A 23645-nucleotide genomic window follows, 5' to 3' on the forward strand; every position below is an offset into this window, starting at 1 on the left:
CAGGGCCGGTGCCGGGGAGGCAGAACTCACCCAGCCCGGCGCCTGTCCGGCAGCCTCAGCCTGCACCAATCTGTCGACATTAAATGAGGAATCCATGAACAAGACATTCTGGCTACGCAACGTCCGCCCGTACGGCGCGGCGGCGGAAGACATCGAGATCGTCCACGGCCGTATCGGCCGGCGCCGTCCGGCACAGCCCGGGCCCGTAGCGGCACCGGACATCGACGGCGAAGGCCAGCTACTGACCCCGCCGCTGGTGGAAAGCCACATCCACCTCGACAAGACGCTGTGGAGCTTGCCGTGGCGGCCGCACAGTGCCGGCCCCAACCTGAAGGCACGCATCGACAACGAGCGCCAGGTACTGCGCGAACTGACAGTACCGATCGCCGCGCGAGCCGGTGCGCTCCTCGAACGGTGCATCGCCCAAGGCACGCTGCTGATGCGTTGCCATGTCGATGCCGACCCGGAGCTGGGGTTACGCCATATCGAGGACATGCTGGCCTTGCGCCAGCACTACGCGGATCTGATCGACCTGGAGTTCGTCACCTTCCCGCAAGCCGGGCTGCTGACCCGCCCCGGCGCCGCAGCACTGATGCGCGAAGCCCTGGCCCTGGGCGTCGAAGTTGTGGGCGGGCTCGATCCCTGCGGCATCGACCACGACCCGATCGCCCACCTGACACAGGTATTCGAGCTGGCCGCCGAGCTCGACCGCGGCGTCGATATCCACCTGCACGACGGCGGCGAGCTTGGCCTGTGGCAGATCGAACGCATCATCGATTTCACCCAACGTTATCAACGCGAGGGCAGGGTGATGATCAGTCATGCCTTCTGCCTGGGCATGACAAGTTGGCCGAAGGCACAGCCCATCGCCGAACGACTGGCGGCCAACAACATATCCTTGCTGACCACGGCACCCGCCGACATCGAAGTCCCGCCGTTTGCGGCACTGCACGCCGCCGGCGTCAACGTCTGTCTCGGCTCGGACGGCATCCGCGACGCCTGGTCGCCCATGGGTAATGGCGACATGCTGGAACGGGTGATGCTGCAGGCGTTCCGCTTCGGGGTACGCACCGACGCAGGCCTGCATGCTGCGTTCGAAGCAGGCACCATCCATGGGGCCCGGGCGCTCGGGCGCTCCGACTACGGTCTGGCGACCGGCATGGCGGCCAACTTTCTGCTGTTGCCCAGCGCCACGCTGGGCGAAGCCATCGTGATGCGGCCGTCGCAGCGCGTCGTGATCCGCCAGGGCGAGGTGATCGCCCGCAACGGCGCCTTGCTCAGGAGCAGGCTGTAGAAATGCCTCTCGGACGGCAAACCAGCTATTTGATCTGCTTGAGGTAGTGCTGGATGGCTTTGATCTCGGCCTGTGTAGGGGCTACGCCATGGTCGGATTTCAGGCTGGCATTTTGCCAATGCGGCATGGCAGCCTTTAAAGGCCTGCCATGATCATCGATACCGGATAGAACGGCACGCTCGAACAAGCGCACCGGCCACTGACTGGCATCGCCAACCAGCCGAGGGCCATTTGCGCCTTGGCCTTTGGCGCCATGGCAACTGCCACAATTGTCCTGATACAACGCCTTGCCATCCGGAGCCGCAGCGAAAGCAAATGTACACGAAAGCAGGAGCGAAGCTGAAACGATCACAGTCTTCATAGCAACTCCAGAGTAAAAATCGAACTGATGCGACTAGGCAGTCAATGCGTACAGACACAAGTTACAGCATAGTGTCTGTACGGTTGTTTTGTAGCGATTGATCCGCCAACGCCGGCAAGTCCACGCGAGAAGTAAATTTGTAGACCCCAAAGGGTGCCGAGCCGGATAAAAGGGGTGTATTTTATGGATATACAAGTTCGCATAATCTAGGGTTATGCAAACTATTCGTTATATCACCCACGCCACCAGCTTTTGCGTCCACGGGTACGCCGGACAGCATGGCCGCCACCAGTCCCGCCATAGAGGCGGCCCGACAGTGCCGAAAAAAAACGCTTTTCCAGTAGTCCCTTACCTCCTCCTTGTCCTCGCGTTGCCACTCCAGCGACGCGATGACTTCGGTCGGATCGATTTCTAGCAGGTCGGCCACCCGGCATCGAATCAGATTGGGCACGTTGCTGCGCTCATGGATCATGTTTGACATGTTTCCCTGAGATACACCTAGCATTTTTGCCACAGCGTAAGTGCTTGTTACGCCGTGCTTTTCCTTGATTTGCTCAACGTAGTCCGCAAACGTCTTCATCCCGTTGTCCTCCTTTTTCTTGAATAGTCTGAAATTGAAGACTATTCTACGGCCCAGATAGTCTCAGATTGAAGACTACCGGGAGCTGATTCTGACCGGCCTTTGCTCACCCGGATTATTGCACAGCCGGTCACGATTACCACGGAGAGCGCCATGTCGACCCCTGAGACCACCCCCGAAAAACGCCCCAGCTTGAAGCCTAACCAAGTGGTACTAGTGGGCCGCATCCAGTCGCGCCGCCGCAACGATGAATTCATTTTCACCGAACTCCGCCTGCCGGCTCCCGACGAGTATTCGCACCCGTCCACCGTCGAGGTGCGCAGCAACAAGCCGATTGGCGCACCGGGCGATGACGTGCAGCAGCTCTGTTCCTGCGGTGGCTACCTCGGCAAGCCCTTCGAAGTGAAGGACCCGTCGACCGGCGAGATCATCAAGCGTCGCTCGATCAACAACACCTTTACCGCCATCGAGGTCTGACATGGCTACCCAATTCTGTCAGGTCACGTTCGAGGATTTCATTAGGGAGGCACGTCGTTATGGCCACCCCACGATGGCCATTCAGTTTGATGGCGAGCCGCAAGCCTTCATGCAATTGGGTATCGATTCTGAGGGTGACTCGGTTGAGCTCGTCGTCAGTCCGCTAACCAAGGAACAGGTCGTTGAGCTGGTTGGCGAGTATCAGGCCAACGCTGCCCCGGTTCTGCCCTGTGGTCCCAACGTGTAACCCATTTCCCCCCGTCCACCTGGACAACTTACCTAGGAGTAACACCATGAAACTGTTCAACGCCGTTCGCAAGTACGCCCCGGTTGCTGGTCTGATGGCTGTCGCCGCTGGCGCACACGCCGAAGTACCGGCCGAAGTCACCACCGCCATTACCTCGGCGGGCACCGATGCCGGTGTCGTGGGTGCTGCTGTGCTGGTCGTTATCATCGGTATCGCCACCTTCAAGTTCCTGCGTCGCGCCGTCTAACCGGCCTGCGGTCCGGGCCGGTCCTCACGGGCTGGCCCTTTTTCATTTCAGGGGGTGCACATGGGGTATGCGGTAGGAACGGCCTGCTATGAGTCACAGGCGGAAGCGGAAGCGGTCTACTTCGGCACCGTGTCGCCGTCTGTGTCCGGCTCCACCGTCACGCAATACGTGCTCGATGCCGGTGTCTGGAAATTGAACCGTTACGACACCACAACCGGTTCGATGGTTCTCCAGTCCTCCACCACCGCCTTTTCGTTGTTCCCCACCTGTTCCAACGCCGATCGCGTCATGGACGGTATCACCCTCGGTTGGCTCGTCGCCGGGGTGCTGTTCACCGCGTACAGCCTGAAACTGCTGAGGAGGGCGCTTTGATGCTCGACCCCTATTTCATGGCCGGCTTCCTGTCGGTTGTTATGCTTGCTGTGGTGCTGACGCGATGAAAAACCATTTCTATGCTCTCGGCGTTATTGCTTCTTTTGCTTACGTCTTTTCTTTGATACCGGTCGGTTTTAGGAAGGCTGCTCCGTATCTGATTATGGCGTTTGATTACATCGCCAATCACGAACAACTTCTTTGGTTTTCCATCGTTTTTACTCTTTGTTCCGTTCTTTACATGGTCATTGCTGTTCTTGATTGGGACCACTAGCCATGAACCGCCACCTACGCAACGCTCTCTGGTTCGCCTTCGCCTTCTCGTTGACCCTGCTGGCCGGCTACGCCTCGGCAGGCTGGACCGTGAACGACGGCTACGACCACAGCGGCGGCAACCTGAACAGGGCTGCTTATGGCAACCCCACGGCGGGCTCTGCTGCCACGGCAGTGGTCAACGGCGATAACGTCGACGTGTCCCGCTCGTGGCAACAGCCGCTCAAGGACGCGGTGACGGGTGCCACCGCCACGGCCGCCATCAACGTACTGTCGCGCGCTCCGGTGGTCGGTTTGGTCAACGCGGCCAAGTCCCTGACGGTGCCCGGACTGGCGATGACCGTCGCCACCACCTGGCTTATCAATCAGAACTGGACCCAGTCCGGTGACAATTGGTACAAGCCGGATACGTCCGAAACCAAGGGCTTGTGGCAATCGCCGATTTGGTCGGAATGCAAAGGCGATTTCAACACGACCAAAGCCTGTATCGATGGCAAATTTTCCTCACAGTATTTCTATGGCTGGTCGTGGGATTCGGTTAGTGCCATTCGCCTCAAATATGCCACTGCAAGCTGTGGGTATTGCTGGTCCACGATCATTAACCGTACCAGCACCTCGGGCACCTCGACCCTTGCCTCTGACGCCGATCTGCTGGCTCAAATGCAATCGCTGGTGAACGCTAAACCGGCCGACGTGCTCAAGGACTTGGCCCAGCAGAAAATCGAGTTGCAGAACGTTCTCCACCAGATCAAGCAGGCCACGCAAGCGCTCTCCGCGCCAAAGACCACCGGCACCGGCACCAAGACCAATCCCGATGGTTCGACCGAAGCCTACCAGCTTCAAGAGATGATCAAGTTCCAGATTCCGGAGGACTGGTTCAACACCGACGATCCTATTCCGGTGTCTCAGCAGACGCAGGAAACCAAGACGACCAACGTCTACAACATCGACAACACGGTCAAGACCACCACCGAAACCAACATCAAGAACAGCAACGTCACGCCGGCCAAAGACCCGAAAACCGACTGCGACAAGCTGCCGAACAGCGTCGGTTGTGCCGATCTGGGCACGCCACCCGACGCGCCTGACATTGTCCAGCAGAACGTGAGCCCATCGTTTAGCTGGTCGCCGTTCAGCCTTCCGACCACCTGCCCCCAGCCGCAGACACTCAGCCTTAGCCGTGGCACTTACACCATGAGCTGGCAGCCGGAATGTGATTTTGCGACCAAGTATTCCCCGCTGGTGATCGCCTTCGCCAGCCTTGGGGCGCTCTTCATTATGTTTGGGATGAAAAATGATGGGTAACTTCGCCGCTCTGCTGTTCGCGCTGGTCCGTCCGATGGCGCGTCAGGTGCTGGTCTCGCTGGGCCTTGGCGTCATTACGTATGCCGGGATGAGCACCGCGCTCGGTGCCATCAACAGCCTGATTCAGACCAACCTCAACGGCATGATGCCCGCCGTGGCCGCGCTGCTCGGCATGGCCGGGGCAGGGCAGGCGCTCGGCATCTTGTCCGGGGCGGTGGCCTACCGCATCGGCCTGATGGTCACGAAACGCATCGGGGTGCTGACCGCATGATTACCGTCATCACCGGCACGCCGGGAGCGGGCAAGACCGCCTTGGCCGTCAAGCTCATGAAGGAGCTGGAAGGCACGCGCCCTATCTTCACCATGGGCATACCCGATCTGCAGATCGAGCACCAGCCGGTGCCGCCGGTGGCCGAGTGGACGCGTTTGGAACCGTCTCCGGAAGACCCGAGCATCAAGCTGCCGAAGTTCACGTTTCCGCCCGGTTCGCTGATCGTCATTGACGAGTCACAGAACGTCTACCGCCCGCGAAACTCCTCGGGCAAGGTTCCGGACTACGTGGCCGCGTTCGAGACGCACCGTCATACTGGCGTCGACTTCTGGCTGATCACGCAAAAGACCTCGCTGATCGACGCCAACGTGCGGGCGCTGGCGGGCAAGCATCTGCACATCGAGTCCAACTTCTTCGGCCGCAAGCTGTTCGAGTGGCCGAAGGCGGTCGACGCCGAGTCCAAGACTGAACGCGACATCGCCAGCAAAAAGAATTACAAGCTGCCCAAGCAGGTTTTCGACCTGTACAAGTCCAGCTCGCTCCATATCAAGCAAAAGCACTCCATCCCGACCCCGCTGATCGTCGTCGTGGTCTGCCTGCTGCTGGCCTCGGTGGCGGGCTGGTTCGTGTATGGGCGGCTCCACGCCAAGATTGCGCCGGAGTCTACGTCCACGACCGCCAGCACGGCGCAGAGACCGGCGCAGCCGGGCGCGGTGCCGGGCGGGCAGGGCGGCACGGTCACGGAAAAAGCGCCGCTGGGCGTGCGCCCGCTCGATTTCCAGCCAGTGGTGCCGAACCGCCCCGAGACCGCCCCCATCTTTGATAGCCTGCGTCAGGTCAAAGCGATGGAATGGCCTGATGCCTGCATCGCCAGCAAGGCGCGCTGTAGCTGCTACAGCGGGCAGGGCACGGTGATCCGTACCGTTGACGAAGCCACTTGCCGCGACATCGTCGCCAACGGTCGTCACAACCCCTACAAGGACGCGCCGCAGTTCGTGCAGGCTCCGGCGCCAGCCGGACAGCCTAACGCCTCGCCTAGCCCTACCAGCGGCCCGAGAACGGCCAGCACCGGCCCGTATGAGGGCAACCCGATTGTCAGCAATGAGCAGCCCAAGTTTCACCAGCCGTTCGGAAGCATGAAGTCGTCGACAGAGGGCGCGTCATGACCGGTCGTACTGGAGTCGCTCGAGGGCGCGCTGGATGGCAGTGTCCCGGTTCAATGCTGGGTTCTGGCGTAGTTCGAGTCCGATCAGCCGCTCGGCCTTGTCACGGTTGCCAAGGCAGGCGGTCAGCAGTCGGCTGTAGCCGTCGTTCTCGCTGGCCTCGGTGCGGTAGCGCCAGAAGCCCGAGCCGGTGGTTTTCCTTGTTCCAGTCTTGCGACCGTACATGAGCCAGTACACCCCGCCGAAGGTGACGGCCAGAAATGCCAGCCAACGCAGCATGTCGATAAGCATGAAAGCCCCCCTTGATGATGCACCGATCATAAGCCGGCCACGCAAAAGACGGGTAGACCCTCACCCCCTTTCTTGCAGACCGAAAAAAACCCCGGCTCCCCTGATCACGCCGCTTCGAACCCCGCCGGAGGCGTGCCGCTAGGGACCCGAGAGCGGGGAGCGTAGCGACCCCGAACGGGGTAGCGGGCCTTGGGCCGGGTTGTTTCCGGCCCTAGGCGGTTCGCCCACCAGCACCGCACCCATCCACCCAAAACAAAGCCCCTGTGCGCGCCAACGCATCAGGGGCCAGTACTCACCGGAAAGCACCCGATGAACACGACCGCAGTATACACCACGCCCACCCCGCACGCCGAGCGCGTGCGCCTGCTGTCCCATCCGGATTACCAGCCTAAGTCGGTCGCGAAGGTGCGGGATGCGCAGCGTCCCGCTGGGCTTGTCCTTACTGAAACAAGTGCGACGCAAGACGGCTGGCATCTGGTAGACGCCCAGCGTGCACGGTTGAAGCGGATGAAGCAGGCCGTGATTACCTCGGGACGGCTGCATCAGGAAAACGCCACGCGCCGGGGCTTCCTCACCAAGTCGGCCATGTTGACGCTGACCTACCGCGACGACGTCGAGTGGTCGCCGCGCCACGTCTCGGACTTGCTCGAGCGGCTGCGCAAGTGGCTCAAGCGCCGGGGCGTCAAGGCGTGCCGCTATGTGTGGGTGCTGGAGCTGACCAAGCGGGGTAGGCCGCACTACCACCTCATTGTCTGGCTGCCCAAGGGGCTGACCATGCCGAAGCCCGACAAACAGGGCTGGTGGCCGCACGGCATGACCAAGATCGAATGGGCGAAGCGCCCGGTGGGCTATCTGGCGAAGTACGCCAGCAAGGGCCAGAACGTCGATGCCGAGGGCAACGAACTGCGCATGCCGGACGGGGCGCGCATTTATGGCGTGGGCGGGCTGGATGCCGCCCAGCGCGACGAGAAGGCATGGTGGCTGTCGCCGGGCTGGGTGCGCGACCTGTGGGAAATCGAGGACCGGCCACGCCGCGCCATCGGCGGCGGCTGGTTCGCTTTGAAGACGGGCGACTGGCGACCGTCGCCGTTCGAGGTGTCGTTTGCCGGGGGCGTGCCGAGGATTCGGCGTGTGGTGCACCAGATCGTCTACTTGGACGATTGCATCGTGCTGGATCTGCCGTACAACAAGGTGTTGCAGGAAATGCTCGAGGTCGCGCCGTCAGCGGGTTACAGCGCGGTGCTGTACAAGGGTGCGGGGGTCGATGTGCGCAGCGTCGAGGTGGAACAGTCGGCGTATCTGGGCTTTGAGTCGCTTGATGCGTTGATGGACCGTCATTTTTTTTCGCCGTCTGAGTTCGCATAATCTATATTATGTCAAATACGATGCCAGATTTTATTTAAATGCCTATGTTTCAGCCCCCTTTCCAGCAGATTTAGTGTGCCTCTGAGCGGCTCTATTGAAACACTCCACGCAAGCCGGCGCAGAGTCTTTCCGAGTTAGCTGGGCGGAATCACTGCACGTGACGGGATGCGGGCATTCAGTCACCAAATGCCCGGCATCCCTCTCTTGCGACCGCATCCTGGGCATCCCGCAGTCGCTGCAAATCGTCCTGATAGGCTTTGTTGTTGTTCAACCGCGCCTGCACCTTGTCGCGCTGCTGCCGCAGCGCGTGACAGTCGGCAATGGTTTGCTTAGTCAGTTTCCGCCGAACGGGAGGCGTGACGGCTTTTCGTCGGTGTGGTTCTTCAACGGCCGCGTGCCAGGTCGCGGCAAACTGCTGGCGTGCCTCCTCGATCGTGGCGTTGGAGAACGTTGCAACCCCGCTCGAACCAAAAGGACAGCCGCCATCCACAACATAGCGGAAGCTGTCAAAGCGAGAGTCCATGCGACAAACCGTGACCACGCCACGCTCGCTGCCGTTTCCGTTGCCGACAAAGCCACCCTGCTCCGGACGTTTCACCGCCAAGGTACCGGCGGGACAGGCGCCGCTGGTATAAGAGACGGCCTTGGTTCTCTCGTGCTCACAGCGCAGGATGCCCGGCACTTCCGTGGCGGCCGTCGATTCAACAATCAAGCACAAAGCAGCGAGCAGAATGGTTCTCATGGGTATCCTCCGGGTTCGACAGGCCATCACTATATTTCTTTGTCATAATCACGTCGAACCATCGCATCCTGCCCCATGTTTTGCCCCTGCCCGACCCGCCCGGATCGGGCCTGGCGCAAAGAACCCGGAAACGCCATGATCGAATGACGTCGACCCTGGGGATGAGCAACCCGATCGGCCCGACTATAATGTCGCCTGATCGCGCCACCCTGCTCCCTGCAAACCCACGCTTCGATGAGAACCCTATGAAAAACAAAGGCACTGGCGGCCTGGTCTATTCGACCGAACACGGGCGGATGTGCCCTGTCTGCCGACAACCCGTGGACCGCTGCACATGTAGTTCTGCCGAAACGGCACCACCTTCCGATGGCGTGGTGCGTATCCGTCGTGAAACCAAGGGGCGCAACGGCAAGGGGGTGACGGTGGTGAGCGGCGTACCGCTGGAGCCGGCGGCATTGGCCAGCTTTGCCAAGCAGTTGAGGCAAGCGTGCAGCTCGGGAGGCACGTTGAAGGATGGCGTGATCGAGATACAAGGCGATCACGTCGAACTGGTGAGCAAAGCCCTCGAGGCACGAGGCTGGCGGGTCAAACGCAGCGGAGGCTGAGCCGTCTCTCCCCTCCCCGCCAGCAAGCAATAAAAAAAGCACCCCGCAGGGTGCTTTTTTGATGCGGGCGCGAAGCGCTTACGCCTTGGACATGCGACGGCGCTCGTGCTCTTGCAGGTAGCGCTTGCGCAGGCGGATGGTCTGCGGGGTGATTTCGACGATTTCGTCATCGTCGATGAATTCCACGGCAGATTCCAGCGTCAGCTTGATCGGGGTGGTGAGGCGGACCGCTTCGTCGGTGCCGGAGGCGCGCACGTTGGTCAGCTTCTTGCCCTTGAGCGGGTTCACCACCAGGTCGTTGTCGCGGCTATGGATACCGATGATCATGCCTTCGTACAGCTTGTCACCCGGGCTGACGAACATGCGGCCGCGATCTTCCAGGTTCCACAGCGCGTAGGCCACGGCTTCGCCGTTGTCCTGCGAGATCAGCACGCCGTTGTGACGGCCCGGCATGTCCGGCTTGACCGGGGCGTAGTCGTCGAACACGTGCGACATCAGGCCGGTACCGCGGGTCATGGTCAGGAAGTCGCCCTGGAAGCCGATCAGGCCACGCGCCGGAATGTGGTATTCCAGACGGGTGCGGCCTTGGCCATCCGATTCCATATTGGTCAGTTCGCCACGGCGGCGGCCCAGTTCTTCCATCACGGCGCCCTGGTGGCCATCTTCCAGGTCGATGGTCAGGTTCTCGTACGGCTCGCACTTCTCGCCGTTGATTTCCTTGAATACCACGCGCGGCTTGCCGACGGCCATTTCGAAGCCCTCGCGGCGCATGTTTTCCAGCAGGATGGTCAGGTGCAGTTCACCACGACCGGAGACGCGGAAGATGTCGGCGTCTTCGGTGTCTTCCACGCGCAGCGCGACGTTGGTCAGCAGCTCTTTGGTCAGACGATCGCGGATCTGGCGCGAAGTCACGAACTTGCCTTCGGTACCGGCCAGCGGCGAGGTGTTGACCATGAAGTCCATGGTCAGGGTCGGTTCGTCCACACCCAGGACCGGCAGGCCAACCGGGGCGTCGCGATCGCAAATGGTCACGCCGATACCGATGTCTTCCAGACCGGAAATGATGACGATGTCGCCAGCTTCGGCTTCCGGCACTTCGACACGTTCCAGACCCTTGAAGCCCAGCACCTGGTTGATGCGACCTTGAGCGGTCTGCTCTTCGTGGTTCATCACCACGACGACCTGACCCGGCTTGATGCGGCCGTTCAGCACGCGACCCAGGCCGAGGCGACCGGTGTAGGTCGAGTAATCCAGCGCCGAGATCTGCAGTTGCAGCGGGGCATCCGGATCGCCGGCGGGGACCGGCACGTGCTTCAGTACGGTCTCGAACAGCGGGCGCATGTTGTCGGACTCTTCTTCCAGCTCGTACTTGGCGAAGCCGGACAGGCCCGAGGCGTAGATGATCGGGAAATCGAGCTGCTCATCCGTTGCGCCCAGCTTGTCGAACAGGTCGAAGGTCTGATCGACCACCCAGTCCGGACGCGCGCCCGGACGGTCGATCTTGTTGATCACCACGATCGGACGCAGACCCAGAGCCAGGGCCTTCTTGGTCACGAAGCGGGTTTGCGGCATCGGGCCTTCGACGGCGTCAACCAACAGCACTACACCGTCCACCATGCCCAGTACGCGTTCGACTTCACCGCCGAAATCGGCGTGTCCCGGGGTGTCGACGATGTTGATGTGGACGCCTTCGTAGTTGATCGCGGTGTTCTTGGCCAGAATGGTGATGCCGCGTTCTTTTTCGAGGTCGTTGCTATCCATCACGCGCTCGACCACCTGCTGGTTTTCGCGGAAGGTACCGGCTTGACGCAGGAGTTGGTCGACCAGCGTGGTTTTGCCGTGGTCAACGTGAGCAATAATGGCGATGTTGCGAATCTGTCGGGTCATGTCTTTGGACGGGAACGGAAAAATCACAAGATTCTAGCACGATATCGGCCTGTTCTCACAGGGCCAGGCACGACTTTCGGCATGGTTTTGGCTACACTCCAGAGCAAAATGAACAAGGAGCAGGAAAATGTACGACTGGGATGCTTTGTGGCACGAGCATGCGGGCTATCGCACCGGCTATACCGGGGACAAGAACGACCTCAACGAGTTGGCCGAAGAGCTGTCTGGCACGCTGGTGCACCCGGCCAAGGACGACGCCGGCGTGGCCGTCTACGACAGCGGCGACAGTTTCGTGCTGGTCGGCCGCGGCAACGGCATGCAGATTCTGGATGTCCCGAAGCACGCCCTGTTCGACATCACCCTGCGTTTCGTGACGGAAGACGAAGGCGTGGACACGCCCCTTCCCTACGTGGAAATCCTGGTCGACAACCTGGCCACGGGCGACGAGGCGGCGTGGCGTGGTGTGGTTACGCAAGGCGATGACGGCGCTCCGCTGGTGGCCGGCTGCCCGCTGCGCAGCACCACGCCGCCCGACATGCCGTTCGCCGAGTTGTCGTTCAGCCGCGGGGAGCGTTTCCGCGCGGCACTGCAGCAGCTGTGGCAGGAGGACATTCCACAGCTCAAGCCGCTGATGGATGCCTGGTTCAAAGGCGAGAAAGCCGTGGTGATGGATGCTGACAGCCAGCAGCTGCCGGACGACGCCCGCACCCGGGAGATGCTGGAGCGCTACGCCGAGATCATCCACCGCGAACAGGCGGTGCTGTCGCGAAAGTTTTCCGACAACGAGTTGCACCTGATTGCCGAAGTGCTGCGCGACATCCACTTCGAGTCTGCCGCCTCGTGCCGCGGCGTGTGGCTGGCCGTGGAGGCGCGCCTGGTTCATGACGAACTCGACCGCAAGCTGGAGGTCGATGCGCAATCGTTGCTGGAACGCATGAAAGCCCTCAGCTTTGCCCAGGAGGTCGCCCTGATCGAGGCTCTGTCGCCACTGCGCGAAACGCAAGAGGGATAAAAAAAGGGCGGCTCAGCAGCCGCCCGCAATCCCAATCCGTACGAAAGAAGTGCTCGTGGCTTGCATGGCCCGACGCGAGAGGCAGTCTACAAGACGATTATGACGCGGCAGTGACAGGGAACAGCGTCAGCACGATCTTGCCGAGGTTGCGGTTGTCTTCCATCGCCTCGTGCGCCTCGGCCACGGCGGCGAGCGGATAGGTGGAATCCAGCGTCAGCCGTACCATGCCCTGGCGCAACGCGGGCAGGATTTCGGTTTCCAGCGCCCGCGCCAGCCGCACCTTGACCGCCTTGGGCTGGCTGCGCAGGGTCGAGCCAATCAGGGACTGGCGCTTGACCAACAGCCGCCCCAGGTTGATCTCCGAGCGCCCGCCCCCCATGACCCCGATCAGCACCAGCCGTCCGTCCAGGTTGAGGCAGCTCAGATTCTGCTCCAGGTAGGCGCCGCCAACCGGATCGAGGATCACATCCGCCCCGCCCCAGGCCTTGACCTTGCCGCCGAAGTCGGCCTCCTGGCGGGCGTTGAAGGCTTCGTCGGCACCGAGGTTATAGCAATACTCCAGCTTCTCCTCGCTCCCTGCCGTCGCCCACACCCGGGCTCCCAGCAGCCGCGCGAGCTGGATCGCCGCCGCGCCCACACCACTCGCCCCGGCGTGCACCAGCAACGCCTGACCTTCGGCCAACCTGCCGACCTCGACCAGGTTGAGCCAGGCGGTCATCCAGGCCTCCGGCAGGCTGGCCGCCTCCACCCACGACATGCTGTCCGGCTTGGGAATGGCCAATTCGCTGTCCAGCACCGCGTATTCGGCATAGCCGCCCCCCTCCACCAGCCCGAACACCGCGTCTCCCGGCTGGAAACGGGAAGGCCCGCGCACGGACTCCACCACCCCGGCCACTTCCAGCCCGAGAATGGCGGATGCCCCCGGCGGCGGCGGATACTGCCCCTCGCGCTGTACCACGTCGGCCCGGTTTACCCCGGCCGCCATCACCCTGACCAGGAGCTGTCCGTCGCCAAGCACTGGCTTCTCCACAATTCCCAGTTCCAGGGTTTCCCGGCCACCTGGCCGGCTTTGCATCACTGCTTGCATAGACATGATCGTTTACCTCGTCGGACTTTGCGCTCGCTCAAGCGCGGCAATCCTCATTTGATTACAATAGCACGCCATGAGTGACGACTGTTTCCACTGCGGCCTTCCAGTTCCGGAGGGCGCTTCCTTTCCGGTGCGCTATCGGGAACGAACCGAATCCACCTGCTGCGCCGGCTGCCAGGCCGTGGCGCAGACCATCATCGATTCCGGTCTCGACGGCTATTACACCCACCGCACCCAGGGTGCGGGGCAGGCCGAGGCGCTGCCGCTGGAACTGCTCGAGCGCATCCGCCTGTACGACTCCGACGAACTGCAGCAGAGCTTCGTCCACATCGCGGCGGACAATGTGCGCGAAGCCGCGCTGATCCTGGAGGGCATCACCTGCGCCGCCTGCGTCTGGCTCAATGAACAGCATCTGATGCGCCTGCCCGGCGTGATCTCGGTCGACATCAACTACAGCAGCCACCGCGCCCGGGTCCGCTGGGACAATACCCGCCTGAAACTGTCGCAAATTCTCGAGGCCATCGCTGCCATCGGCTACCGGGCCCACCCCTACGATGCCGCGCGCCAGGAGGCGCTGCATCAAAAAGAACGCAAGCAGGCATTGACCCGGCTGTGGGTGGCCGGCCTGTCGATGATGCAGGTGATGATGTACGCGGTGCCGGTCTACCTGGCGCCGCACGGCGAGATCGATCCCGACTTCCTGTGGATGCTGCACTGGGCCAACCTGCTGCTGACGCTGCCGGTGATCATCTATTCGGCGCTGCCGTTCTACCGCGCCACCTGGCGCGACATCACCACGCGCCGCGTCGGCATGGACACGCCGGTCACCATCGGCATCCTGACCGCCTTCGGCGCCAGCACCTGGGCGCTCATCAACAAGGTGGAACACGGTATTTACTTCGACTCGGTATCGATGTTCGTGTTCCTGCTGCTGGGCGGACGCTATCTCGAAGGCCTGGCGCGGCGCAAGGCCGGGGAAGCGGCGGAAAGCCTGGTGAAACTGGTCCCGGCCTTTGCCCATCGCCTCGCCGGCTGGCCGGGCGAAACGGTGGCGCACGAGATACCGGTGAGTCAGTTGGCTGCCGGCGACGTGCTGCTGGTCAAGCCGGGCGAGACCATCCCGGCCGATGGCGTGGTGCTCGCCGGCCGCAGCGCGGCCAATGAATCGCTGCTCACCGGCGAGAGCCGGCCCGTCGGCAAAACGGTGGATTCGACCGTGATCGCCGGCAGCGTCAACCTGGAGAGCCCGTTGACCGTGCGCATCAGCCAGGCCGGGCAAGGCACACGGCTGGCCGGCATCGTGCGCCTGCTGGATCAGGCGCTGGCGGAAAAGCCGCGGCTGGCACAACTGGCCGACCGCTTCGCCAGCGGCTTCGTCGCCGCGCTGCTGCTGGCGGCACTGGCCACCTACCTTGGCTGGCACTTTACCGACCCGGAACGGGCGCTGTGGATTACCGTGGCGGTGCTGGTGATTTCCTGCCCCTGCGCCCTGTCGCTGGCCACGCCGGCGGCGCTCACCGCCGCCAGCGGCCATCTGGCCGGACTCGGGGTGCTGACCACGCGCGGCCATGCGCTGGAAACGCTGGCCAAGGTCAGCGACGTGGTGTTCGACAAGACCGGCACGCTGACCCACGGCGACATGCGCCTGGTGGAAACCCATCGTTGTGGCGAGCGCGAGGATGTGCTCGCCCTGGCCGCGGCACTCGAAGCGGGTTCGGAGCACCCGATCGCCCGCGCCCTGCTGGCGGCGGCGCCCGCCGCGCACCCCACCGCCCAAGAGCTACACAACATCCCCGGCAGCGGCATTGAAGGCACGATCGGCGGCGAGACCTGGCGCCTGGGGCGCAGCGACTTCGTTGCCGAACTCGCCGGGCCGCAGCCGTCCGGCCTCGCCGACTGGCAGCGCGGCCACACCCGGATTGCGCTGGGGTCGCGCCAGGGCTGGGCGGCCCTGTTCGCCATCGGCGACACCCGCCGCGACGACAGCGCCGCCGCCGTCGCGGCGCTGACCCGACAGGGGCTCACCGTCCACCTCTTGAGCGGCGACGAGCACGAGGCGGTACAAAGGTTGGCCGAAGACGCCGGCATCAGCCAGTTCCGTGCCCGCGCCACCCCGGAAGACAAGCTGGCCTACGTCCGTGCACTGCAGCAGCGCGGCGCCCGGATATTGATGGTCGGCGACGGCATCAACGACGCCCCGGTGCTGGCGCGCGCCGACGTGTCGATGGCCATGGGTAGCGGCACCGACATCGCCCGCGCCAGCGGCGACATGGTGCTGATCAACGACAGCCTGGCGCTGGTCCCCGCGGCCGTCACGCTCTCCAGAAAAACCCTCGCCATCATCCGGCAGAACCTGGTCTGGGCGGTGTTGTACAATATCGTCGCGCTGCCGCTGGCCATGGCCGGCCACGTCACGCCATGGCTGGCCAGCCTCGGCATGGCCAGCAGTTCGCTGCTGGTCGTGGGCAACGCGCTGCGCCTGGTCGGCATGAGACGCACCGCTGCGGCGACGACAGAAGCACGCCCGGCCGGAATTTCCCGCCCCGGCCCCACTCAAGTGCAGCAGCCATGATGGCCGACGATTGAAACGGACGAACTGATGGAAAGTCTCTATCTACTGATCCCGCTGAGCCTGGTACTGGCTTTCGTGATCGGTTTCATTTTCTGGATGGCCACCCGCACCGGGCAATTCGACGACCTGGAAGGCCCGGGGCACCGCATCCTGATGGATGACGATCGCCCCACCCCCAGCGACAAGGATGATCTCAACGCGGACCCGCCCCCGCGCTGACCGGGCCGCCACGCCCTCCTCCGGCCGCGGTGAGGACATCCCCCGCCCGCCTCGCCGACATGGCCCGCCTTTGACGGCCGACATTCCACGCCCCACGGCCAATCCGCTATAAACACACCATGACGCGCAGACGCTGACGGCGCGTGCCGATCCGGCTGCCGCCAGCCACCTGCCGCGCCCCAACCCCTTCTTTCGAGCCGACCAGGAGTGCCATGCCCGGTAGCCATCGCTCGCCCGCCGCCCATCGCGCCCATCTCGATGCCCTCAACATCAGCCGCCTGACACCGGAGCAGGCGCTGGGCAGCCTGCACACCGGGCCGGACGGCCTGGCCGAAGCGGAAGCGGCGCGGCGCCTCACCGAATACGGCAGCAACACCGTCGAGGAGATGGCCGGCAAGCCCGGCTGGCAACGGCTGCTGGAACAGTTCGGGCATTTTTTCGCCATCATCCTGTGGATTGCCGCCGGACTCGCCCTGCTGGCCCACGTCCTGCAAGGCGACCCGGCGATGGCGACGCTGGGCTGGGCCATCATCGGCGTCATCGTCATCAACGGGGTGTTCTCGTTCTGGCAGGAATACAAGGCAGAGCAGGCGCTGGCCGCCCTGCGCCAGCTGCTGCCGCTGGAGGTCAAGGTCCGCCGGGGCGGCGTGGTCTATCCCCTGCCGGCCAGCCAACTGGTGCCGGGCGACATCGTCTACCTCGAAGGCGGGGATGCGGTACCCGCCGACTGCCGCGTGCTCTCGGCGTTTGGCCTGCGCGTCAACAACGCGATCCTGACCGGAGAGTCGGTCGCCCAGTCGCGTCACGCCGAGGCCAGCCACAACGCAGACCCGGTACTCGGCGGCAACTGCCTGTTTGCCGGCACCTCGGTGGTCGCCGGCTCGGCCGAGGTGGTCGTCTACGCCACCGGGATGCGCACGCGCTTCGGGCACGTCGCCCATCTGACGCAGAGCACGGCGGACACCGTCTCGCCGCTCACGCGCGAACTGGCGCGGCTGTCGCGCTGGGTGGCGCTCTTCGCCACGGCACTGGGGCTGGTCTTCCTGGCCATCGGCCACGCCATCGGCCTGCCCTGGAGCGACAACCTGCTGTTTGCCATCGGCATCATCGTCGCCAACGTGCCGGAGGGGCTGCTGCCGACCGTCACCCTGTCGCTCGCCCTGGCCACCCAGCGCATGGCCAAACGCCGGGCACTGGTGCGCCACCTGCCGGCGGTAGAGACCCTGAGCGCGGCCACGGTGATCGTCTCGGACAAGACCGGCACACTGACCGAAAACCGCATGCGCGTGCTGGACGTGTACACCCTGGGGCGCGCCCACCCCGCCGACGCCCCGGGATTGCCGGCGGTGCTGAAGCAGATCGCCGGTCAGTGCCACAACCTGCTGGCCAGCGGCAACGGCTGGATCGGCGACCCGATGGAACAGGCCCTGGCAGAGTTTGCCGGGGCGTTGCCGCAGCCGCCGTCATTGCGTCGCGGCGAATTGCCGTTCGACAGCGAACGCAAGCGCATGGCGGTGCTGCAACAGCAGCCGGACGGCCTGCACCTGTACGTCAAGGGGGCCGCCGAAAGCGTGCTGCCGCTGTGCGGCATGCTGCTGATGCCGGACGGCGAACAGCCGCTCGATGCGACCGGACGCGACCGCCTGCTGGCCGAGGTGGACCGTTTCGCCGAGCGAGGCCTGCGCGTGCTGGCACTGGCCTACCGCCAGCCGGCCGCATTGCCGCTGGACGAATCCAACCTGGTGTTCGCCGGCCTCACCGGCATCGAGGATCCCCCGCGTCCCGAGGTCGCCGGCGCCATCGCCACCTGCCGCCAGGCCGGCATCCGGGTGGTGCTGTGCACCGGCGACCACGCCGTTACCGCGAGCGCCATCGCGCGGCAGATCGGCCTCTTGCAAGGGGACGGGACGGTGCTGACGGGCGACGAACTGGAGCGTCTCTCCGACACCCAGCTGCAACTGCGGCTGGACCAGCCCGACCTGCTGTTTGCCCGCGTCACGCCGGAACAAAAGCAGCGCATCGTCACGGTGTTGCAGCAAAAGGGCGAGGTCGTCGCCGTCACCGGGGACGGCGTCAACGACGCTCCGGCGCTGAAGAGCGCCGACATCGGCATCGCCATGGGACAGCGCGGCTCGGACGTCGCCAAGGCCGCCGCCGACATCGTGCTGCTGGACGACAACTTCGCCACCATCGTCGACGCCATCGAGGAAGGCCGGGCGGTCTACGCCAATATCCGCAAATTCCTGACCTACATCCTGACTTCCAACATTCCCGAGCTGGTACCCTACCTGGCCTTCGTGCTGCTGCGCGTCCCGCTGCCGCTCACCATCATCCAGATTTTGGCGGTCGACCTCGGCACCGACATGCTGCCGGCACTGGCGCTGGGCGCCGAGCCGCCTGCCCCGGCGGTGATGAACACCCCACCCCGGTCGCGCCAGGAGCGCCTGCTGACGCCGGGCTTGCTGCTGCGCGCCTACGGTTTTCTCGGGCTTTTCGAAGCGGCCGCCGCGTTGTTCGCCTTTTTCACCGTGATGTACGCCGCCGGCTGGCACTACGGCGGCACAGTACCGGCCAGCACCCCCTTCTACCTGGCGGCCACCACGGCCTGCCTCGTTGCCATCGTGCTGGGGCAGATCGTCAACCTGTTCCTGTGCCGCGACAGCACGGTATCCGCCTTCCGCCTGCCGCTGCGCAACCGCTGGCTACTGGGTGGGCTCGCCTTCGAAGCGGCCCTCATCCTGTCGATCGTCTACACCTCTTTCGGCCAACGTGTGTTCGGTACCGCGCCGCTGGCGGCGGCCGACTGGCTGATCGCCTTGCCGGTGCTGCTGGTGATGCTGCTGGCGGACGAGTTGCGCAAGGCCTGGCGGCGGCGCCATCCCGGCGCGGCTGCTGACACCCGCCGGGGAATGGGCTAGCATGCGCTACCCATCTTTCCCGTACCGCCCATCGTGATCGCCAGCTTCCCCTTCATTACCAGCCGCCGCTTCCTGCCGCTGTTCGGCACCCAATTTCTCGGCGCGTTCAACGACAACCTGCTGAAAACCGCCATCGTGGTGCTGATCAGCTACCACGGCCTGAGTATCGGCGGCATGTCGCCGGCGATGCTGGTCAACCTGGCGGCGGGCCTGTTCATCCTGCCGTTCTTCCTGTTCTCCGCCACCGCCGGCAAGCTGTCGGAGAAGCTCGACAAGGCGCGCATCGCACGAACGGTGAAGCTGGTGGAGATCGCCATCATGCTGTTGGCCGGGGTCGGCTTCTTCACCCACGCTGCCGGGCTGCTGCTGGCGGCGTTGTTCCTGATGGGGGTGCATTCGGCCTTTTTCGGCCCGCTGAAGTATTCGATCCTGCCGCAGTACCTGCACGAGCGGGAGCTGGTCGGCGGCAACGGCCTGATCGAGATGGGCACCTTTCTCGCCATCCTGATCGGCCAGATCGGCGGCAGCCTGATGACGCAAGGCGGGCCATGGCTGATCGTGGCGATGATCTGCGCCACCGCGCTGGCCGGTTACGCCTGCAGCCGGCAAATGCCGCCGGCCCCGCCCTCCGCGCCGGAACTCGTCCTTTCGGCCAACGTGCTGAAGGATTCGGTCGAGCTGGTCGGCAAGGCCTGGCGCATTGCCGACGTGAAGAGCGCCATCCTCGGCATTTCCTGGTTCTGGCTGATGGGGGCGATCTACACCACCCAGCTGCCGACCTTCACCAAGCAGCATCTAGGCGGCGACGCCAACGTCTACACGCTGATGCTGGCACTGTTCTCGATCGGTATCGGCGCGGGCTCGGTGGTTTGCGCCAAGCTGTCGCAGGGGCGGCTGCAGCTGGGGCTGGTACTGGTCGGCAGCGCCGGCATGACGCTGTTCGGCGGCGACGTAGCGCTGTCTTCGCTGGCCTTGCACCAGGGCGAACTGGTCGGCCTCGGAACCTACCTCGCCACCCCCGCCAACTGGCGCCATATCGCCGACATCGCCCTGCTCGGCTTCTTCGGCGGCTTCTTCACCGTGCCGCTCTATACCTGGCTGCAGATCGCCAGCCCGGCGGCGTTCCGCTCGCAGGCCATCGCCGCCAACAACATCACCAACGGCTTCTACATGGTGTTCTCGGCCATCGCCAGTGCCGTGGTCCTGAAGCTGTTCGACAGCGTCGCGGTGCTGCTCCTGATCACCGCTTCGGCCAACGTGCTGGCCACCTGGCACCTGGTGCGGCGCGCCCCGAGCATCTGGCATAGCCGCTTCAGCTGGCTCAGACCGGTCAAATCCTGAGCCCCCCGCCATCAGGGCGCGGCGCGCTTATTCCGCCGCCTGATAGCGGGCGAAGGTATAGCGCCCGCTGACTTTGGCCTTGTACATGGCGCTGTCGGCGCGCAGCACCAACTCCTCCGCCGTCCCGCCATCATCCGGGAACAGGCTGATGCCGATGCTGGCGCACACCTGCAGGCGGCGGCCATGGGTCATGATGTCTTCATTGAGTGTGCTCAAGATCTTCGCGGCAATGGCGGGTACATCCGCGGCAATAGCGGGCCCCTTGATCAGCACGATGAACTCGTCGCCACCGAGCCGCGCCACCACATCCTCGCCACGCAAGGCGCTGCGCAGGCGCTGCGCCACGACAATCAGCACCTGGTCGCCAACCGCGTGGCCCATCTGATCATTGATTTGCTTGAAGTGGTCGAGATCGATGAACAGAACCGCCAACTGCTGGCCACTCTCCGCCACCGCGTCAATGGCGCGCTCGATCTGGTGGAAGAACTGCATCCTGTTCGGCAGCCCGGTGAGGGAGTCGTGGTGGGCCAGATGCCTCAGCTCTTGCTGATTCTGGCTCATCTTTTCCATGTGCGACTTCAGCTCCTTGCGCATCTGGTCGAAGCAGCGTGCCAGCACGCCGATTTCATCGGTGCGTGCCACCGGCAGCGCTTCGAGCGCATGCCGGGTTTGAAAGCTCGTCGCGGCATGGGTGAGCATCTGCAAGGGGCGGGTCAATGCCCGCGAAAACACCACCGCCAGCACGATGGACAGCACACTGAATGCCAGCACCATCTGGATGGTGCTTTCCCCAAGCGACTTCCCGCCCCGCAGCACATCCTCCAAGGGGCGGGCCAGGCCAAGCACGACAAATTGATGGTTTTCCGGCAGGCCGAACGGTTTGCGCACAAACGCCAGAATCTGCCCCTTTGCCCGCTGCGGATCGTCCAGCCCGTTCACCAGCACACTGGATTGGGCCTTGTCGAACAACGGCCGGGTCTGCTCATAACTGTCTTGAACCAGCAGACGCCGGCCCTTATCGAAACCGAAGGTCATGGCCGGGTTGGGGTGTGCCAGAAAATCGCCCCACTCGTTGGTGAGGTACAGCTGGTGCCCGGCCGGCAAGGCCGACTGCACGGAGTCGAGCAAACTCTTCAACCGCACATTGATGACGACCACGCCGACGACGGCGCCGGCCGGCGTCACGACCGGCGTGGCCAGGCGGAGCGTCGGCGCGCCTTCCGCCGAATGAGCGCCCTGTTCGTGATTGACCGTGATCGGCGAGACGTAGACGCGCCCTGGCGCGAGCGCCAGGGTTTCGAAAACATACGGGAAATGCCCTTTCTCCTGCAGCAAAGACCCGGTCACCCTCACCAGGCGATCGCCATCCCGATCGAAACGGATTTGTTCGAGGCCAAACTGCTGGCGGGAGATCAATCTCACCTGGGCGTATTGGGGGTGCAGGCGCATGACGGTGCCGAACACCTGCGCCAGGTGATCTCTGGCCTCATCGCTGGCAGGATCATCAAGGCTGGCGACTTTTGCCGACGAGGGCATGTCGGCCAGCGTCAGGGCATCCGCCGCAATATCGTTCAGGACGGTGGATAAGCGCTGACTCAGCAATTCGGTGGAGGTGAGCAAATTCCGCTCGGCCTCGTTCACCAGCAGGCTTTGATTGGTGGAATAGGCATAGTAGCCCGTCACCCCAGAAGCCAGAATGCCGATGCAGGCGAGCAGTATCGAGAGTTTGACGGTCAGACCCGGACGCATGGCTAAAGCCTCTCCGGCAGATTGCCGGATACGATCTTGCCCCACAGCGCCTCGCGCTGCCCCACATCCTCCACCGGCTGGAGCCAGATGATGCGCGATTTGTCGCTCAATTCGGGTGGCGAGGTCAGGGTATTCGCCAGCCCCTGACGCTCGGGCAGCAACCGGCTGACGGCCGGCTCCAGCATGTAGTCGATCCAGGCCAGGGCCAAAGAACGGTCGCGCGCCACCCGCGTCATCGCCCAGCAATCCAGCCACGCCAGCGCCCCCTCTTGCGGAATGACATAGCCCACGTCCGCCCCAGCCTTACGTAGCTGCGTCAGCTGCTGCGTGCCATAGTTGGCAAAAAGCAGGGCCGATTTATGTTGAATAAATAATTTGGTTGCTTCTTCGGGAAGGCTGTAATAACTCAGCAAATTACGCCGCAACGCAACCAATTGCCTCGCGACGCGCCGCATCTGATTCGCATCGAGCTGAAAAGGGTTGTCCACCCCCAAAGCCAGCGCCGTAAAGGAAAAATTATGCTGTGCACTATTGAAGGCCAGCACCTTTCCGCGATAGCGCGGATTCCACAATTCGGACATCGACCGTGGGGGAACGGACACCTGCTTGCGGTCATAAATCAACCCCATGGCGGAATAGGTAAAGGGAATGGCATAAACCTTGCCTCCCTGGGTCAGGCCGCCGATGGACGAGAGCGCGCGAAAGCGCGGGAGTTGGAACCGGGTATTGGGCAGACGTGCCAGATCGAGCGGTTGCAGCAACCCTTCACGGGTATAGCGGTGAATTTCAACAGTATTGGCGGCCACCACATCGAACGTGTTGTCATGACCGGCATGCATTTTGTCCCACAACGACTCATCGGAGTCGACAAACGTCACTTCCACCTTGCTGTGAAAACGGGCCTCGAACGCCTTCACCACGTCGGGATCGGCATATCCAGGCCAGGCCAAGACGCGTAATGTCTTGTCGGCGGCGAAGACAGGCGGCGCCAACGCAAGTAAAATAGTCAAAATGGTTATTTGAAAATATTTGTGCATTTATTTGTCATTTTATTTTGATCGAGCGCCACTTTTACTCAATTCGCCAAATGATCAGGCAAAATCAGCGCCATGAAAAAATTGCTTGATCAAACACCGATTGTTTACCAAAGTGGCATTAATAAAATAATGCACATAAATACCGCAACAGTTCAATCTACTTCTTGAAAAATAGGTCGTTTAAATTAACACTTGACCAGCCAAACGTCATCGCCACACCCAGATTG

The 23645-nt window shown here is 63.1% G+C and carries 24 protein-coding genes; 16 read left to right on the forward strand and 8 right to left on the reverse strand.

Features of this window, described 5'->3' with window-relative positions:
* The first annotated feature begins 94 nt into the window (after positions 1-94).
* Positions 95-1294 (forward strand): amidohydrolase family protein, encoded by a 1200-nt coding sequence (locus tag NH8B_RS10950; RefSeq protein WP_014087352.1) that lies wholly within the window; start codon positions 95-97, stop codon positions 1292-1294.
* 25 nt (positions 1295-1319) lie between these two features.
* Here NH8B_RS10950 and NH8B_RS10955 read toward each other — a convergent pair whose 3' ends face one another.
* Together NH8B_RS10955 and NH8B_RS10960 are read right to left on the reverse strand one after the other, a co-directional pair.
* A complete protein-coding gene (locus tag NH8B_RS10955) occupies positions 1320-1655 on the reverse strand; it encodes a c-type cytochrome (protein WP_014087353.1) in 336 nt (111 codons plus the stop codon).
* A 181-nt stretch (positions 1656-1836) separates the two neighbouring features.
* A complete protein-coding gene (locus NH8B_RS10960; protein WP_014087354.1) occupies positions 1837-2235 on the reverse strand; it encodes a hypothetical protein in 399 nt (132 codons plus the stop codon).
* 153 nt (positions 2236-2388) lie between these two features.
* On the opposite strand from NH8B_RS10960, the gene NH8B_RS10965 reads away from it, so the two are divergent.
* The 8 genes from NH8B_RS10965 (at position 2389) to NH8B_RS10995 (ending at position 6593) form a co-directional block, all read left to right on the forward strand.
* The gene (locus NH8B_RS10965; protein ID WP_014087355.1) at positions 2389-2712 is read left to right on the forward strand and encodes a hypothetical protein; all 324 of its coding nucleotides are present in this window, start codon (positions 2389-2391) and stop codon (positions 2710-2712) included.
* Position 2713: 1 nt separating this feature from the next.
* Positions 2714-2959 carry a hypothetical protein gene (locus NH8B_RS10970; protein ID WP_014087356.1) on the forward strand — a complete coding sequence of 82 codons (246 nt, stop codon included), beginning with the start codon at positions 2714-2716 and terminating at the stop codon, positions 2957-2959.
* A 46-nt stretch (positions 2960-3005) separates the two neighbouring features.
* Positions 3006-3206, forward strand: coding sequence for a major capsid protein (locus NH8B_RS10975; RefSeq protein WP_014087357.1), 201 nt, complete (start codon positions 3006-3008; stop codon positions 3204-3206).
* 60 nt (positions 3207-3266) lie between these two features.
* Positions 3267-3578 (forward strand): hypothetical protein, encoded by a 312-nt coding sequence (locus NH8B_RS10980; protein WP_014087358.1) that lies wholly within the window; start codon positions 3267-3269, stop codon positions 3576-3578.
* A 64-nt stretch (positions 3579-3642) separates the two neighbouring features.
* Positions 3643-3852, forward strand: a complete 210-nt coding sequence (locus NH8B_RS20935) for a hypothetical protein (RefSeq protein ID WP_148282974.1) — start codon at positions 3643-3645, stop codon at positions 3850-3852.
* 2 nt (positions 3853-3854) lie between these two features.
* Entirely contained in the window at positions 3855-5156 is a 1302-nt protein-coding gene (locus NH8B_RS10985; RefSeq protein ID WP_014087359.1) for a virulence factor TspB C-terminal domain-related protein, read from the forward strand.
* Positions 5146-5427, forward strand: coding sequence for a DUF2523 domain-containing protein (locus NH8B_RS10990; protein ID WP_083844255.1), 282 nt, complete (start codon positions 5146-5148; stop codon positions 5425-5427). The genes NH8B_RS10985 and NH8B_RS10990 overlap by 11 nt, the downstream gene beginning before the upstream one ends.
* Positions 5424-6593, forward strand: coding sequence for a zonular occludens toxin family protein (locus NH8B_RS10995; RefSeq protein ID WP_014087361.1), 1170 nt, complete (start codon positions 5424-5426; stop codon positions 6591-6593). The genes NH8B_RS10990 and NH8B_RS10995 overlap by 4 nt, the downstream gene beginning before the upstream one ends.
* Here the strand turns inward: NH8B_RS10995 and NH8B_RS11000 are convergent.
* The gene (locus NH8B_RS11000) at positions 6588-6881 is read right to left on the reverse strand and encodes a hypothetical protein (protein WP_014087362.1); all 294 of its coding nucleotides are present in this window, start codon (positions 6879-6881) and stop codon (positions 6588-6590) included. The two genes, NH8B_RS10995 and NH8B_RS11000, sit on opposite strands and share 6 nt — an antisense overlap.
* A gap of 309 nt (positions 6882-7190) precedes the next feature.
* Here NH8B_RS11000 and NH8B_RS11005 point away from each other — a divergent pair, with 309 nt between their 5' ends.
* On the forward strand, positions 7191-8246 hold the full coding sequence (locus NH8B_RS11005) for a rolling circle replication-associated protein (protein WP_014087363.1): 1056 nt from the start codon (positions 7191-7193) through the stop codon (positions 8244-8246).
* A 175-nt stretch (positions 8247-8421) separates the two neighbouring features.
* Here NH8B_RS11005 and NH8B_RS11010 read toward each other — a convergent pair whose 3' ends face one another.
* Positions 8422-8988 carry a hypothetical protein gene (locus NH8B_RS11010; RefSeq protein WP_014087364.1) on the reverse strand — a complete coding sequence of 189 codons (567 nt, stop codon included), beginning with the start codon at positions 8986-8988 and terminating at the stop codon, positions 8422-8424.
* A 245-nt stretch (positions 8989-9233) separates the two neighbouring features.
* Between NH8B_RS11010 and NH8B_RS11015 the strand changes: the two genes are divergently transcribed.
* Entirely contained in the window at positions 9234-9593 is a 360-nt protein-coding gene (locus NH8B_RS11015) for a translation initiation factor Sui1 (protein WP_014087365.1), read from the forward strand.
* Between the two features lie 78 nt (positions 9594-9671).
* On the opposite strand, the gene typA is transcribed toward NH8B_RS11015, so the two are convergent.
* Positions 9672-11480, reverse strand: a complete 1809-nt coding sequence (gene typA / locus NH8B_RS11020; protein WP_008952763.1) for a translational GTPase TypA — start codon at positions 11478-11480, stop codon at positions 9672-9674.
* Between the two features lie 127 nt (positions 11481-11607).
* Between typA and NH8B_RS11025 the strand changes: the two genes are divergently transcribed.
* Positions 11608-12492, forward strand: coding sequence for a hypothetical protein (locus NH8B_RS11025; RefSeq protein WP_014087367.1), 885 nt, complete (start codon positions 11608-11610; stop codon positions 12490-12492).
* Positions 12493-12589: 97 nt separating this feature from the next.
* Here the strand turns inward: NH8B_RS11025 and NH8B_RS11030 are convergent, their stop codons facing one another.
* Positions 12590-13585 carry an NAD(P)H-quinone oxidoreductase gene (locus NH8B_RS11030; protein WP_014087368.1) on the reverse strand — a complete coding sequence of 332 codons (996 nt, stop codon included), beginning with the start codon at positions 13583-13585 and terminating at the stop codon, positions 12590-12592.
* 70 nt (positions 13586-13655) lie between these two features.
* Here NH8B_RS11030 and NH8B_RS11035 point away from each other — a divergent pair, with 70 nt between their 5' ends.
* The 4 genes from NH8B_RS11035 to NH8B_RS11050 all read left to right on the forward strand — a co-directional run bounded on the left by NH8B_RS11035 (position 13656) and on the right by NH8B_RS11050 (position 20632).
* On the forward strand, positions 13656-16154 hold the full coding sequence (locus NH8B_RS11035) for a heavy metal translocating P-type ATPase (RefSeq protein ID WP_014087369.1): 2499 nt from the start codon (positions 13656-13658) through the stop codon (positions 16152-16154).
* Positions 16155-16181: 27 nt separating this feature from the next.
* Positions 16182-16373, forward strand: coding sequence for a cbb3-type cytochrome oxidase assembly protein CcoS (gene ccoS, locus NH8B_RS11040; RefSeq protein ID WP_008952767.1), 192 nt, complete (start codon positions 16182-16184; stop codon positions 16371-16373).
* A gap of 212 nt (positions 16374-16585) precedes the next feature.
* Positions 16586-19291 carry a cation-translocating P-type ATPase gene (locus NH8B_RS11045; protein WP_014087370.1) on the forward strand — a complete coding sequence of 902 codons (2706 nt, stop codon included), beginning with the start codon at positions 16586-16588 and terminating at the stop codon, positions 19289-19291.
* Positions 19292-19324: 33 nt separating this feature from the next.
* Entirely contained in the window at positions 19325-20632 is a 1308-nt protein-coding gene (locus NH8B_RS11050) for an MFS transporter (protein ID WP_014087371.1), read from the forward strand.
* A gap of 27 nt (positions 20633-20659) precedes the next feature.
* Here NH8B_RS11050 and NH8B_RS11055 read toward each other — a convergent pair whose 3' ends face one another.
* Together NH8B_RS11055 and NH8B_RS11060 are read right to left on the reverse strand one after the other, a co-directional pair.
* Complete coding sequence (locus tag NH8B_RS11055) at positions 20660-22381, reverse strand: putative bifunctional diguanylate cyclase/phosphodiesterase (RefSeq protein WP_014087372.1); 1722 nt, start codon at positions 22379-22381, stop codon at positions 20660-20662.
* A gap of 2 nt (positions 22382-22383) precedes the next feature.
* A complete protein-coding gene (locus NH8B_RS11060; RefSeq protein WP_014087373.1) occupies positions 22384-23418 on the reverse strand; it encodes an extracellular solute-binding protein in 1035 nt (344 codons plus the stop codon).
* Positions 23419-23645 lie beyond the last annotated feature (227 nt).

This window comes from Pseudogulbenkiania sp. NH8B (genome assembly GCF_000283535.1).
Lineage (GTDB): Bacteria > Pseudomonadota > Gammaproteobacteria > Burkholderiales > Chromobacteriaceae > Pseudogulbenkiania > Pseudogulbenkiania ferrooxidans.

Coding starts and splice junctions, on each gene's coding strand:
- NH8B_RS10950 (WP_014087352.1), top strand. CDS start 95: ATGAACAAGACATTCTGGCTACGCAACGTCCGCCCGTACGGCGCGGCG.
- NH8B_RS11060 (WP_014087373.1), bottom strand. CDS start 23,418: ATGCACAAATATTTTCAAATAACCATTTTGACTATTTTACTTGCGTTG.
- NH8B_RS11055 (WP_014087372.1), bottom strand. CDS start 22,381: ATGCGTCCGGGTCTGACCGTCAAACTCTCGATACTGCTCGCCTGCATC.
- NH8B_RS11015 (WP_014087365.1), top strand. CDS start 9,234: ATGAAAAACAAAGGCACTGGCGGCCTGGTCTATTCGACCGAACACGGG.
- NH8B_RS11010 (WP_014087364.1), bottom strand. CDS start 8,988: ATGAGAACCATTCTGCTCGCTGCTTTGTGCTTGATTGTTGAATCGACG.
- NH8B_RS10955 (WP_014087353.1), bottom strand. CDS start 1,655: ATGAAGACTGTGATCGTTTCAGCTTCGCTCCTGCTTTCGTGTACATTT.
- NH8B_RS20935 (WP_148282974.1), top strand. CDS start 3,643: ATGAAAAACCATTTCTATGCTCTCGGCGTTATTGCTTCTTTTGCTTAC.
- NH8B_RS11045 (WP_014087370.1), top strand. CDS start 16,586: ATGCCCGGTAGCCATCGCTCGCCCGCCGCCCATCGCGCCCATCTCGAT.
- NH8B_RS10990 (WP_083844255.1), top strand. CDS start 5,146: ATGATGGGTAACTTCGCCGCTCTGCTGTTCGCGCTGGTCCGTCCGATG.
- NH8B_RS10975 (WP_014087357.1), top strand. CDS start 3,006: ATGAAACTGTTCAACGCCGTTCGCAAGTACGCCCCGGTTGCTGGTCTG.
- NH8B_RS10965 (WP_014087355.1), top strand. CDS start 2,389: ATGTCGACCCCTGAGACCACCCCCGAAAAACGCCCCAGCTTGAAGCCT.
- NH8B_RS11000 (WP_014087362.1), bottom strand. CDS start 6,881: ATGCTTATCGACATGCTGCGTTGGCTGGCATTTCTGGCCGTCACCTTC.
- NH8B_RS10985 (WP_014087359.1), top strand. CDS start 3,855: ATGAACCGCCACCTACGCAACGCTCTCTGGTTCGCCTTCGCCTTCTCG.
- NH8B_RS11035 (WP_014087369.1), top strand. CDS start 13,656: ATGAGTGACGACTGTTTCCACTGCGGCCTTCCAGTTCCGGAGGGCGCT.
- NH8B_RS11025 (WP_014087367.1), top strand. CDS start 11,608: ATGTACGACTGGGATGCTTTGTGGCACGAGCATGCGGGCTATCGCACC.
- NH8B_RS10960 (WP_014087354.1), bottom strand. CDS start 2,235: ATGAAGACGTTTGCGGACTACGTTGAGCAAATCAAGGAAAAGCACGGC.
- ccoS (WP_008952767.1), top strand. CDS start 16,182: ATGGAAAGTCTCTATCTACTGATCCCGCTGAGCCTGGTACTGGCTTTC.
- NH8B_RS10995 (WP_014087361.1), top strand. CDS start 5,424: ATGATTACCGTCATCACCGGCACGCCGGGAGCGGGCAAGACCGCCTTG.
- typA (WP_008952763.1), bottom strand. CDS start 11,480: ATGACCCGACAGATTCGCAACATCGCCATTATTGCTCACGTTGACCAC.
- NH8B_RS11005 (WP_014087363.1), top strand. CDS start 7,191: ATGAACACGACCGCAGTATACACCACGCCCACCCCGCACGCCGAGCGC.
- NH8B_RS11030 (WP_014087368.1), bottom strand. CDS start 13,585: ATGTCTATGCAAGCAGTGATGCAAAGCCGGCCAGGTGGCCGGGAAACC.
- NH8B_RS10970 (WP_014087356.1), top strand. CDS start 2,714: ATGGCTACCCAATTCTGTCAGGTCACGTTCGAGGATTTCATTAGGGAG.
- NH8B_RS10980 (WP_014087358.1), top strand. CDS start 3,267: ATGGGGTATGCGGTAGGAACGGCCTGCTATGAGTCACAGGCGGAAGCG.